Below are 13,105 nucleotides of genomic sequence, written 5' to 3' on the forward strand. Positions count from 1 at the left end.
ATAAACGCAAGTTCGTTCTCGAGCATCGGCGAAATGAAGCGATTGGCAGGTATCTCTGCGCCGTCCTGATAAAGCACGTCGTCGAGCAGGACGCCGTAGTCGGGCTCGTTGATGTTGAACATCGATTGCATGGCCCGCGAGGTAAGGCCGATCTTGTGCCCGATAATTTTGCGACCTTCGGCGAGTTTGATATCGATCCACGCCTTCTGCACCGCGTACCCATCGGCATTGGTGATTTCGGGATACTGCGCGGAAGGAAACCTGATTACCTTCCTGGTCTTTTCGGCTTCGTGAAGTTCTCGGGCGAGTCGCGGGATAGCAGAAACGTCCATTATGGCTTCGACTTTAGTGAAACTTGGCGGCCAGCTCGGCGAAGTTGTCGATGACCGGCAGGGCCTTTTCCGGGCCGGCGCTGGGTACGAACGTCTCCACTTCTTGAAAGCCGAGGTCGAGCGCCCGTTTCACGTTGTCAGGGGTAGGCGCGATCATGGAGACTTTGAGCTGCAGGTCATCGTCTCGGCGACCAGCCTGCGCGGCTGCTGCGCGCAGCATTTTCACTCCGCGCGCCAGGTCATAGCCGGGTCGCAGCAGCGGGCACCATCCGTCCGCGTAGCGCACGATGCGCGCAAACACCTTGTCGGAGCGCGATCCGATGAGGACCGGAGGTCCGCCGGCCTGCAGCGGCTTCGGATACATCCAGGAAGGCTCAAAGTTGACGAATTCGCCGTGAAACTCGGCGACCTCGTTCTTCCAGAGTTCCTTCATCGCGGTTATGTGCTAGCGAACCGCGGGCCACCGTCGTTGGAACGGAACACCATGGTCGCCCATCTCTTCCGCGTTCCAGCCCGCGCCGCATCCTACGACCACCCGGCCACCCGACAGGCGATCGAGCGTGGCAAATTGCTTGGCGGTGACGATCGGATCACGCTGCGCGATCAGGATAATAAAGGTGCCAAGCCTGATTCGCCTGGTTACACCCGCCGCCGCTGTCAGCGCCACGATCGGATCGTACGCGTAGTAAAAGTCCTTGTGATAATCGGTACCGCCGGGATACTTGGATTTCTTGCTGGTCGGAATGTGCGTGTGTTCGCTGACGTAAAAGGCATCGAGCCCATGCTCTTCAATCGCGCGTGCGACTTCCGCGGGTTGCATCGAGTACTCGGTCGCGAAGGTGATCATCCCGAACAGCGGCATGGCTCAAGCTCTTTTCCGCATCGCCGATTCGGCGCCTATTCTCTTCGGGGAGGTGGACCAAAGCCGCCCGCTTCCGGCGCGTGACCATATACATCTTCGGAGTAGTACTCGGATTGATGAGTAGCCGCGCGCGCGCCCCAACCGTATTCGAGCATCCACCCAGACGGAGTACGGAAATAGAACGAAAACATGTGATCGTTCGAGTGTTTGCCGGGCGTGATGTGCACGGGAATCTTTTCGCGGCGCACTAGGTCGTGGGTGAGGCCGACGTCGTCGAGATTGTCGACTTCGACCATGAGGTGGTTGAAGCGCTTGTCTTCACCTGCACCACCGAGTCCGAAGGCGACTGAATGGTCGCGATCATTGCAGTGCATGAAGATAGGAGCGACGGTCATCTTGCCCATGCGGATTTTATATTCAACCCCACCGCGCATCCCGAGCTGCGTGTAGAAGCGATAGGCAGCTTGTGGGTCTTTTTCGCGAACGATGCAGTGGCCCACACCCCCGACACCGGTCCTGAAGCGTCCGTGCATCCTGCGACCAGGGTGAAAAGGCTTGGCAAACTGCACGTGCGGACCGTGGAAGACCTCGACCGGATTGCCACCCGGGTCTTCCATCTTCAGCACTTCCAGAACGTGGCGCTCCGCCGCATCTTCTTCCGACCCCACTGTAAACTTGATCCCCGCCGCCTGGAGCTGGGCCTGCATTGCGCGGAACTCTTCGCCGCCCGCTACCCGAAATCCCAGATACATGAGGTCGTCGGACGGATCGGAGTGAAGGACGATGCGATGGTGCCAGTAGTCCATCCGCAGATAGCAGTGGTCGCCGGGGCCTTCATCCACGACTTCCATCGCGAGGACGTCAGCGGCGAATTTTTTCCACGCCTCGAGGTCTTTTACCCCGAAGCCCATGTATCCGAGTTCAGTTACCTGGACCATTTCATTGCCTCCATATGCATAGCTTTCTATCTCGGATCAGTGCGTACCCAATCGGAGCCGAGCGCGACCCGCCGCACCGCATCAGTGTCGGTCGGCTGATGACCCACCTTGTGCGCCGGAGCCGGGGTTTCGACCACGCGATTCGACAATCGGCCAAGCCCGGTCACTTCCACCTCAACCAGGGCGCCCGGATTCATCGGGCGCGAATTCTTCGGCGTGCCGCTAAGGATCAAGTCGCCGGGCAGCAAGGTGATGAAACGGCAGAGATCAGCGAGAATGTAGTCGATCGGAAAGATCATTTCGCTGATTGCGCCTTCCTGTACTACTTTTCCGTCGATGTAGGTTCGCAGAGTGGACTTTCGGATGTCGACGCCGCTGACGATACCCGGTCCGATCGGACAAAAGCCGTCCTGTCCCTTCACCCGCAGCATCGAGCCCGCGTCGGTTTCGCGATAATCCTGGCAGCCGACGTCGTTGGCCGGCGCAAATCCCGCAATATAGTCCCAGGTCTGTTCCCGCCCGACGTTGCGCATTGGCTTGCCGATGATCACCCCCACCTCGCCCTCGTAGTTCAGAAACTTGTGGCCGGCGGGGCGGCACAGCGAGCCACGATGCGAATTCAGCGCCGTGGTCGGTTTCTGAAAGTACGTGGGTGTCTCCAGCATCGGCGCGCGAAACTCCACGCGGCGCGACTCATAGTTGAGGTGGATACACAGAATCTTGGTGGGATCGCAGGGGGGAAGGTAGGTTGCGCTGGCCTCCGGGACGACCCGGCCGTCACCCAGGATTAGCTTGTCACCGGCGGGCTTCACCCACTCCGGGTGCCCTTCATGAAGTATCCGCCGCCATTCTTCTCTTGGTCCGTCAAGAACACTCATGGTTGATACCTCCAGGCTCGTCGTGCCGGCTCGCGCCGTCAGACGAAGGAACCCTTCATTGCCGCAATATTCTTTACGTCACAATAGAAGTCGAAACTCCAGTTGCCGCCCTCGCGGCCGATTCCGGAATTGCGGCTCCCGCCGAAAGGTGCCGCCAGCTCGCGCACGAAGAAGCAGTTGACCCAGATGGTGCCGGCGACGATCCGTTTCGCCAGGCGCATTGCGCGCTCCTCACTTTTGCTGAAGATCACAGCGGCCAGGCCATAGTTGGTACCGTTCCCAAGCCGGAGGGCTTGTTCTTCGTCGCTGAAGGTCTGCCAGGTCAGCACCGGTCCGAAGACCTCGCGTTGCACAATCTCCATCTCCTGCGACACCCCGTTGAGCAACGTCGGTTCGAAGTAAAGCTCGCCCGCGCTGTGTCGATGACCACCCCAGACCGGCTTGACGCCTGCTTGCAAAGCGCGATCGACGAATCCCTCGACTCGCTTGTAGTGCTCCGGCGTGATGAGCGGACCGATGCGGGTGTTCTTGTCGCGCGGATCGCCAACCGTGAGATGGGATACCGCGGTACGGAACTTCGCCTGAAACTCGTCTGCCACCTTCGCGTCGACCAGGATCCGGGTGCCTGCCAGGCAGACTTGGCCGGCATTGAAGTACTGTCCTGCGGCGGTCTGGGCCGCGGCATCCAGGTCCGCATCGGCACAGATGATGAAAGGCGACTTACCGCCGAGCTCGAAACTGACGGGTGTCAACGAGCGCGCGCAGGACGCGCCAATCAAACTTGCGGTATCGGTTGAGCCGGTGAAGCTCAGGCGATCGATATCTGGATGGGCAGCCAGCGCGGCTCCGGCTTCCTCGCCGATCCCTTGCACCACATTCAGTACCCCCGCAGGGACGCCGGCTTCGGCGGCAAGATCGGCCATCAAGGAGCAACTGAGCGGAGCCCATTCGGGCGGTTTCACCACCGCAGTGTCGCCCGCTGCCAGGCATGGACCCACCTTCCAGGTAGTCAGCATGAAAGGCCCGTTCCACGGGGTGATCAGCCCGGCGACGCCGGCCGGATCGTAGCGAACATGGTTAACCACTTCGGGCGAATCGATCGTCTCGTCGCTCACCTTGCGCGCCCGGTCGGCGAAAAACTGGATATTATGCGCCGCGCGAGGAACCATTCGCGCGGCGTTTCCAATCAGGAGCGAGCCGTTGTCCTCGGTTTCGACCGCGGCGATCTCTTTGACGTGGTCTTGGATGGCCTTGGCAAACCGGCTCAGGATCGGATGCCGCCCCTCCGGACCGAGAGCGGCCCACGCCGGGAAGGCGCGCCGAGCCGCTGCCACGGCCGAATCGATTTCTGCGGCTCCGGCCGCACTGACGTCCGCGAGATGCTTCCCGTCAATCGGCGAGCAGTTTGGAAATTTCTCTTTTGAGTCGACGCGCTTGCCGTCGATGTAGTGGGCGGTCGAGACCTCCACGCCAGCTACCTTGGTTGTATTAGCCATCTTCAATCTCCATTGGCGTTGTCGAACTATTCTCTGCGGGTGCCGGAGCTAACTCTGATCCAATCCTCGGACAAGTGATAGACAGAAGCTATCCCCAGATTTCCCTCGAAACCTCTACGATTCGGCGCAACTTTGCGTCTTGTTCCTCCGGGGTCAGCCTGTTGCCCGGCGAGGTGCTTGCGAAACCGCATTGGGGACTCAAGCCAAGCTGGTCGAGATCGATGTACTTGGTGGCGTCGTCGATGCGGCGCTTCAACTCGTCCTTGGTTTCGAGTCGCGCAAGCTTGCTCGACACGATGCCGAGCACGACCGATTTGTTCCGGGGCACAAAGCGCAGCGGCGCGAACGTGCCGGCACGAGCGGTGTCGTACTCAAGGAAATACGAGTCCACCTTGAGGCCGCTGAACAGCATCTCCGCGACGGGATCGTAGCCGCCCTCGGTCAGCCAACCGCTCTGATTGTTACCGCGACACAGATGCATGGTGACATGCAGTTCCGGTGGGCGGTCGGCTAATGCTCCGTTGATCAGATTGGGGAAGGTTTCGAACAGCAGTTGATCGACGTCCAGGCCGCCGCGTTTCATCTGTTCCACGCGTTTGGGGTCGCAGTACAGAGCGATCGGGACCTCGTCGAGCTGAACATATCGACATCCCGCCGCGGCGAGAGCACGCAACTCCTTTCGGTAGGCATCGACAATGTCAGCGCGCAGCTCAGCCAGGTCAGAATACACACCCTTCGCGATGTTCCTGCCGTCGGCGGAGTAGGCGATGGTGGGTGAGGGCATCGTCAGCTTGACGATACGCCGCGTCAGGGCCTGGAGAAATTTGAACTCGTCAACATGAATCGGTGCGGTCCACTTGAGGCGATCGTGAATCTTCAAGAGCGGAACGGCGATCTTGTTGCCGTCGTCGTCAACGAAGAACATCCGCTCGGTTTCGTAGTAGATGCTCCCGCCGCCCAGTCCGCGGCAGATGAAGTCGGCGTAGAAAACCCCGCGGCGATATTCGCCATCGGTGACTGCCTCGAGGCCAATCTCTTCCTGCCTCGCCACGACTTTGCGGATGAGCTCGTCTTCCAGCTTGCGCAGATCGGAAGCCGAGTTGCGGCCGGCCTCGCGGTCAGCGCGTGCCTTCAACAACTCGAGCGGTCTCAATAATGAACCGACGTGCTCGGCGCGAAATGGTGGATTGTGCGGTGCCGTGTTGGCCATTGGGCCACCTCCCATTTATCGGGCGACAGCGCGTTCGAAGCCCTGTTTAGCAATCGTAATGACTATAGTCAATTCCGACTCTGGTCAAATCTGCCTATTTGCGTACCCATTCGCCCGCAGAGCGAGGCAGGCCCATCACTTTCGGGGCGCTGCCCGCGTCCTCACCCGTGCAGAGCGGCACCAGACCGAGCACCTGGTTCACCAGCCGCTTTCCGCGCTCGCGCGGCGCCAACGTGTGCGCCAGCGCGTAGTTGCGCGCGCCGGACGCCAGGTAGAAGCGCTCGTAGAGTTCGTTGCGCCCGGCCAACGCCGTGCCGACGAAATCCCACGCGAGGCGGAAAATCCGCGCCCGATCGCGCGCGGATATGTCATTAGCTCCGCGCAGGAATTGATTGACCAGGTCACGCAGCGCGGGGTCATCGAATTGGTTCTCGGTCGGAGTTGCGAGCAGGTTGTGCGAGCCGATGAACTTGATGATTTCGCCAACCCGCGGAAACCAGCTTGGCAATGACGCGCGCAATGCCGCCAGCGGCCCGCCATTGGGAAACCACACACCATTGCCGTACTCGAAGGCTTCCGTTTCCGCGGCCCTGACCGCTGCGCGGGTCAACTCGGCATAGCTCCAAATCTCACCCAGCAACTGCGCGGTGGCGGGCGATTTGTCATTGATCATTTCCGCCATCAGGCAGCCCAGTCCGTACGCGAACTCCAGCTTGGTCTGCGCGCGAATCATGGTTTGCTGCATGACGTTGGGGTACCAGCCAGTGGTCATCACCGTGTTGTACGCCCGCGAGTTTGCGTTGATGAAAACCCGGTCGCGTGGCACCTCGACGTTGTCGAAAATCACGAACGCGTCCTGTTCGTCGAACCGGCTGGAAAGCGGGTGGTCGAAACGGCTGCCACTGAGCGTGCAACTGTCGCGGCAGAGAAATTTAAGCCCGGGCGTACTCACCGGAATACAAAAGGACAGCGCGTACGCATCGGCGCCGTCGGGCAGCGGCACTGCAGGATAGACGGCGATCTCGTCTGCAAACGGGGCCAGGGTTGCAAGGATGCGCGCACCTCGCACGAGGATGCCGTGATCGGTGTCGCTGACTTTGCGCAAAGCGACATCGTTGCCCGCCACCGGGGCATCGCCCCAGGATTTGTCGATGGTCGGCTGAACAATGGTGTGAGTCAGCGCGATGTCTTTGCGTGCGAGCAGCTTCTGGTAGGCGACCAGATTGCTCGCGCCTTGGTCATTGCCGTTGACCGCCCACTCGTCCGCGCGCCCTGCAAAGCCCGCATAGGTCACGTTCATGTAGTCCGGCGTTCGGCCCATAAGGCCGACCGTGAATTCTGCCGTGAGCTTGAGCGCTCGATGCCGCCGTTCGAGATCGGCCCTGGAGCGCGGAATCATGTGGCTTAGGTTGATCAGCTCGCCGGTTTCCGGATCCAGCATCAGGCAGACCTCGGCGGCCTTATGCTGGAGGTCGAAGACTTCCGCCAAGGTGGCCGCTGCGCCCGCTAGCTTGGGATGGGAGGTGATCTCGGTCACCAGTTCCCCGTCCACCCACACTTCGCGCGGACTTTTAAGTCCAGCGATAAACTCGTTCCCGGTGCGAGCAGGCATTGTGGTTTTCTCCTTATGGGCGCAGTCCCGAAAGGTGCAACTCCAGCGCGGAGCGCAGCGCCCGGTCGCGTTCCTCCGGAGTAATTCCGGCCGCCCCGAGCCACTCCAAAAGAATGCCGAAGTAGAGCGCGAACAGATTCTTGGCCAGCCGCAGCGACGGAATGCCGCGGCGCAATTCGCCACGCTCCTGCGCCCGCTCGATCATCACGGCCATCTGTCTGAACAAGTCCGACATGAAAGCCGCGCGTCCGTGCCGCGCATCATCGAGAAACGGCAGTTCCTTCACGAAGACGCGGGCGAGCCCGATGTTGCGTTCATGGTGCGCGATCAGCGCGCCGAAGATCCGTAGCAGCCCATCGATGAGGGACTCCTCCGCCAGGTTGTCGAGGGCCGCGTCCACCGCGCGCCCCGCCTCCTCGCGGAAAATCATCACTAGCAGGTCCTGCTTGCTGATTGCGTGCAGGAACACGGTGCCGATGCCGACATCGGCGGCGGTAGCGATTTCACGGGTCGTGGTGGCCTCGAACCCCTTGCGGGCGAACAGCGCGCGCGCGGCACGCTTGATCCGGTCTAGCTTGTCGCGCTTCTTGCGCTCCACCCGGCTCAGCGCGGGTGGTGGCGGGCGGCGGGATTTATCCGGGCGAGCGGCGCTGGGGCTGGTCGGCATCGATGAGCGCGCTCATTTCTGAGCGTGCTCATTGGTTAGCGTGGAACCACCTGGATGTCAAATCCACTGCGGCGCTACGCGACACCGCATCGATGAGCGACTGCCCGGTATCAGGGACTCAATCCGGCCGCCCGCCGCAGCATAGCGGGAATCTTAGCTGACTCATCGATCAGCACCTGCGCGAGCGAAATCGCCTCGGAGAGCTGGTTTGCCAGCGCGTGGCTTTCCACCGTGCTGCACAGGTTTGCGTAGTGTAGCGCTCCGATGGCTGCGGCGCTTTTCATAGCGTGTGCCGCGCGGCCCAGGGCGACCAGATCGCCCGCGTCGAGAGCCGACTTGAGCGCGGCGAGACGCTGAGGCAACTCGGACAGAAAGGCCTCCACCAGTTTGCGCAGCACATCGTCGCCCGTCGCCTTGGACAGCTCCTGGAGTTCTACGAGCGTCTGGGAGTCCAGCTCCGATTTCGACTGCGCCGCGTCATGCGCCGCGGCCGGCGGAGCAAATTTCTCCGCACGCTTCACGGCTTTTCCACTGTGGCCCGCGCCATTCAAATTTTCCGACCACGAAGCGAGCATGTCCCCCAGCGTCTGCAGGCGGACCGGCTTGCTCAGGAAATCATCCATTCCTGCCTCAAGGCATTGGTCCCGCTGTTCCTGTGTGGCGTTGGCGGTCATCGCGACTATCACCACATGGCGACCGCCGTTTTCGCGGCGGCGGATCTCGCGGGTCGCTTCGTAACCGTCCATCATCGGCATCTCGCAATCCATCAGCACCAGGTCGTAGTTTTGCCGCGAGAGCGCATCGAGTGCGGCCTGCGCGTTGCCAACGATGTCGCCCTGATAGCCGAGCACGCGGAGCTGTTCAGCGGCCAGTTCGCGATTTACCGGATTGTCTTCCACGACCAGGATTCGTTGCGCGTGATTGGAACGATTGGGTGCCTGGGTTGGACCGGCACGCCCGTTCGACAAGGTTGAATTGCCACTCGCGCGGGCTTCGGCCCGGGCGTTGGGTTCCCCGTCGGTAGACACGCGGGGGAACTCGACTTCATCATCGTCACTCGCCGTTTCGAAGCGTGCGGTGAAAGAGAAAGTGGATCCCAGGCCAGGTTCGCTTTCGAGCGTGATTTCACCCCCCATCTGCCGCGCGAGTTGCGCCGAGATGACCAGGCCCAGTCCGGTACCGCCGTAGCGCCGCGCGGTTGAACTCTCCGCCTGCACGAACGGTTCGAACAGGCGTGGCTGGATTTCCCGCGCGATTCCGATGCCGCTATCTCTCACCTCGAACCTGATCGATTGTTCTTGCGCGGAGTCGTCGTCTTTGAGGACGCTGATCGTTACCGCGCCCTGCGAGGTGAACTTGATCGCGTTAGAGATTAGGTTGTTCAGGATTTGACGCAGGCGATTGGGGTCGCCCTTTAACCGCGGCGGCAGGGTCTCGTGTAGATGAAGGTTCAGCGCGATACCTTTTCGCGCCGCTGCTTCCTGGAACGCGGCGACGGTGGTCCTTGCCAATTCGCGCAGGTCGAACACGATTTTCTCGAGCACCACACGCCCCGCAGAGAGTTTGGTGAAGTCCAGGATGTCGTTGACGATCGCCATCAGGAGTTTGCTGCTCGATTCGATGATCGCCGCGCGCTCGCGCTGTTCAGGATTGAGATCGGTAAGCTGCAGCAGTTCCGCCATCCCGACGATCGCGTTGAGCGGGGTACGAATTTCATGGCTCATGTTGGCGAGAAACGTCGCGCGGGTCTGCGCCGCTTCGATTGCTAGGTCGCGGGCACGTTGCAGTTCATCGTGCAGCCGTTTGTGTTCGGTATTGTCGCGGGCGGTCAGGGCGTAGCCCTCGATGCGGCCCGGGACGGTTCGGATTGCCGATGCCGATATGACGATGTCAACCGGTGTGCCATCCTTGCGGATGACGCGGGTCTCGAAGTTCTCGACGGTTTTGCCGGCCCTGAGCAATTCGGCCACTTTCTGAGGTTCGCCGCGGCGATCTTCGGGAATCGAGAGCGCAATTGACCTACCAATGACGCTTTCGCTTCGATACCCGAATAGGCGCTCCGCACCGGCGTTCCAGCTGGTGACGATCCCTTGCGGAGAAATGCTCATCACCGCGTCCGGAACGAAACTGGCCACCGACGCGAACAGTGCACGCTCGATCTTTGCGTCGTATCGACCGGTAACGTCGCGCAAGACCAACAGCGCTCCCTGAATGGTGCCATCCGGACCCGTAACCGGGCGTACCGATGCGTCGATCCAGCGCTCACGTCCGGTTATGCGTTCGCGCACGCGCAGTTCAAATCCCTCGATCACCTCCCCGGACAAGGCGCGCGCAACGAACATCTGATCAGGAGTAAGAGGGGTAGTCGAGCCGGCCGCGAACAGCTCGTACTCGCTCAACCAATCCGACGGTCTGAGCACGTCCGCTCGCAAATCGCGCTTGGCTGCTGGGTTCATCATCACCGGTTGCAAGTCCTTGTCGACCATCACGACCGCGTCCGGCAGGCTGTTGAGAATCGATTCGAGCAATCCGTTCTGCGTGGCTAGCGCGGCGCTCCGCTCACGCACCCGTTCCTCGAGCGTCGCGTTGACCTGTTCCAGCTCCCGGCCACTGAGTTCCAGCGCGCCCGTGCTGCGCCGATAGCGGGAGAGCAGAAACCCGGCGGAGGCGCCCATCAGAATCAGCCAGAGGACGACGACGCTCCCGCCTGCTGTGATGACCACGATGCGCCGACGGGAGGCATCGCGGGCCTGCCGCGAACCCGCCGCGAGCATCTGTTCTTCTCTCTCATCCATCCGGACCAGGCCGCGGCGCACGTTTTCCACTTCCGCGCGAAGGTCCGCAAATTTAGGTGAATTTATGATTGTCTGCCGATCGTGCTCTGCGGCCATGCGTTTCAGATCGGCAGCTGTTTGGTCCAGCTTGGCTAACGAATCTTCGATCCCACGCACGCGCGCGACTTGTAAGCGGTCGTCGGCGACCAGAGCACGCAGCTGAGCCAGGTACTCGCGGATTTTTACGAAAGCGATTTGGAACTGGTCGAACAGCATCGGGTTGCCGTCCCGCCAATAGGAATCCACGGCATCCAGCACGTTCTGCTGCTGCTCGCGCGCCTGTTCGATGGACTGGATTACGAGTTCGGATTGAGAAACCCAGCGGGCGCCCTCAACGTAGTCGTCGTTGATGCGATAGGCGGCCCAGACGCCTATCACTACAGCGAGAATTGCTATGCCAAAACCGATCCATAAAAGCTCAATCGCCGGGCCGGGGACCGGGGCTTGTTTCAAGCGCCCTGCATCGGGTGGTGAAGAAGGATTCATTCGGGCACGTGCCGCTATCTGCGCTGATCAGCGGAGACCGTCGCAGACAAACAGATCGCGGCTTAAGCTAGTGCAGACTAGCATGCCGCCGCATATAGGCTGAAACTTCGTCAGGAAAGCGAAGTCAGCAAAAATAACCGGCGGCGAGCAAGAATTCAGGAACTTGATCCCCACCAGGAATCGTAGGAGTGCCACCCGGATTCGCCGGAGGAGTTAACGAAATTCGTCACCATGTATCCGTCGGGAAGCAAGAGATCCACGACTGGCTGTTCCTGCCCCAGACCATAGGCGGGTTCCGGACTTCGTAACGACGCGTTGGCAATGGCCGAGCCGGCCGGCGGGGGTTGCGCAATCGAAGCCCGCGGGCTCCATATCGACGGGTAGCGCCAGGTGAAAACCGCTACTAGCGAGATACCCAGCACCGCGGTCGTGGCCAGCGCCCTGCGACGGATCGATCGCCGGCGCTCGATTTTTTCAACTCGTCCGACTACCCGCTCGGCGAAATCCGCCGGCAGCCGAATCCGACGATTCGCGCGCGAAACGTTCGAGGTCATGCTTCGATCTCTTTAAGCAATTTACGCAGGCGCGCCCGCGCGCGGAACAGGCGCGTGCCCACCGCAGAGACGCTGCTGTTGGTTATTTCCGCCAGTTCTTCGTACGACCAATCGCGTTCGCGCAGGAGTCCGATGAGCTCGCGCTGCTCCGCCGGCAATTGCGGCAGCGCTGCTTCGAATGCACTGGTTCGGCTACCTTCCTCGGGCTCCTCGACCGACACCTGTTCATGCTCACGGGTGAACGGCACGAAGATGCGCCGCCATCTGAGCCGCCGCAGGTGATCGATGCACACGTTACGCGCGATTCGGAACAGCCATGGCTCAAAAATCTCAGGTGATCGAAGCTTGGGCAATGCGAAGGCCATTTTTACAAAGGCCGTCTGGCACAGGTCTTCGTAATCGCTTTCCCGTCCGACTATCGAGATGATGAACCCTGCGACGCGGTCTTGGTAATGACGGATCACTTCCTCCAGCGCGCGCCGATCTCCCTCTCGCGAAGCTTCGATCTGCGCACGCAGCAAAGCGAAGTCGGCCCGATCCGGAGGTCTTAAGTCGTTGCGCGCTCGCGACGCAGCGCGTGGCGCGCGCCCGCGAAAAGGATGCGCTGCAGCCCCGGGAAAGTGACCTTCTGCGGCCTGCGCCCGGGGAAGAATTTCTACTCGACGATGTTCCGCTTGCGCCATCAGCGTTTGGGAACCACCCGCGGCAATGGACCTTGCATAAGCTTTTCGATTTGCGCGTTGATGGCGACCACCTGCTGATGAAATTGGTTCATCTTGGTCAGCTGCTGCGGGGTGAGCAAGGCGCGAACCCGCAGAGCGGTAGTCACCCACTGCTGCTGCATCTGCTGGTCAATGCGCCCCGCCCGCTGTGCAAACGGCGCCAGGTCGGCGTCGCTCACCGGACCCGTTCCCAAAAGCATATTGGCAATTTGCTCATGGATCGAGCGCAACTCTTTCATGGGCTCCTCGGATTGTTCGCGTCCCGAAGCCATGATCTGGTTCATCTTATTCTGCTGCTCGGGGGTCAGATCTGCCACTCGCAGCGCCATCATGAACGGTGGCGGCAGCACCGGCCCTGCAGAAGGAGTCGACGAGCCGGCGGGAAATCCTGGCGCACCCTGTGCTCGACAGGTTACTGGAAAGCTGCACGCAAAGACCAACACCGACAGCAGCAGGAGCTTTTTTGCGACCATTCTTGTAGGGTTTTCCTCGTCCGCTCGCGTTTTCGACACTT

General features: G+C 60.9%; 11 protein-coding genes and 1 pseudogene. All 12 read right to left on the reverse strand.

Annotation, left to right across the window (positions count from 1 at the left end; translation table 11 throughout):
- Positions 1 to 332 (reverse strand): hypothetical protein (locus VGI36_18115; GenBank protein ID HEY2487064.1); only part of this gene is annotated, 332 nt, incomplete at its 3' end.
- A gap of 13 nt (positions 333 to 345) precedes the next feature.
- A pseudogene (locus VGI36_18120) lies at positions 346 to 1,194 on the reverse strand (LLM class F420-dependent oxidoreductase).
- Between the two features lie 35 nt (positions 1,195 to 1,229).
- Entirely contained in the window at positions 1,230 to 2,132 is a 903-nt protein-coding gene (locus tag VGI36_18125) for a VOC family protein (protein HEY2487065.1), read from the reverse strand.
- 26 nt (positions 2,133 to 2,158) lie between these two features.
- Positions 2,159 to 3,010, reverse strand: coding sequence for a fumarylacetoacetate hydrolase family protein (locus VGI36_18130; GenBank protein HEY2487066.1), 852 nt, complete (start codon positions 3,008 to 3,010; stop codon positions 2,159 to 2,161).
- Positions 3,011 to 3,048: 38 nt separating this feature from the next.
- Positions 3,049 to 4,506: an aldehyde dehydrogenase gene (locus VGI36_18135; GenBank protein HEY2487067.1), complete on the reverse strand. Its 1,458-nt coding sequence runs from the start codon at positions 4,504 to 4,506 to the stop codon at positions 3,049 to 3,051.
- Positions 4,507 to 4,594: 88 nt separating this feature from the next.
- Entirely contained in the window at positions 4,595 to 5,716 is a 1,122-nt protein-coding gene (locus tag VGI36_18140) for a 5-methyltetrahydropteroyltriglutamate--homocysteine S-methyltransferase (protein ID HEY2487068.1), read from the reverse strand.
- Between the two features lie 94 nt (positions 5,717 to 5,810).
- Positions 5,811 to 7,328, reverse strand: coding sequence for a 4-hydroxyphenylacetate 3-hydroxylase N-terminal domain-containing protein (locus VGI36_18145; GenBank protein HEY2487069.1), 1,518 nt, complete (start codon positions 7,326 to 7,328; stop codon positions 5,811 to 5,813).
- Between the two features lie 13 nt (positions 7,329 to 7,341).
- Positions 7,342 to 7,995 carry a helix-turn-helix domain-containing protein gene (locus tag VGI36_18150; protein ID HEY2487070.1) on the reverse strand — a complete coding sequence of 218 codons (654 nt, stop codon included), beginning with the start codon at positions 7,993 to 7,995 and terminating at the stop codon, positions 7,342 to 7,344.
- A gap of 110 nt (positions 7,996 to 8,105) precedes the next feature.
- A complete protein-coding gene (locus tag VGI36_18155) occupies positions 8,106 to 11,282 on the reverse strand; it encodes an ATP-binding protein (GenBank protein HEY2487071.1) in 3,177 nt (1,058 codons plus the stop codon).
- Between the two features lie 188 nt (positions 11,283 to 11,470).
- Positions 11,471 to 11,869, reverse strand: a complete 399-nt coding sequence (locus VGI36_18160) for a hypothetical protein (GenBank protein ID HEY2487072.1) — start codon at positions 11,867 to 11,869, stop codon at positions 11,471 to 11,473.
- Positions 11,866 to 12,552: a sigma-70 family RNA polymerase sigma factor gene (locus VGI36_18165; GenBank protein ID HEY2487073.1), complete on the reverse strand. Its 687-nt coding sequence runs from the start codon at positions 12,550 to 12,552 to the stop codon at positions 11,866 to 11,868. Before VGI36_18165 ends, VGI36_18160 begins: the two co-directional genes overlap by 4 nt.
- Positions 12,552 to 13,064, reverse strand: a complete 513-nt coding sequence (locus VGI36_18170; protein HEY2487074.1) for a periplasmic heavy metal sensor — start codon at positions 13,062 to 13,064, stop codon at positions 12,552 to 12,554. Before VGI36_18170 ends, VGI36_18165 begins: the two co-directional genes overlap by 1 nt.
- Positions 13,065 to 13,105 lie beyond the last annotated feature (41 nt).

Source organism: Candidatus Binataceae bacterium (assembly GCA_036495685.1).
Lineage (GTDB): Bacteria > Desulfobacterota > Binatia > Binatales > Binataceae > JAFAHS01.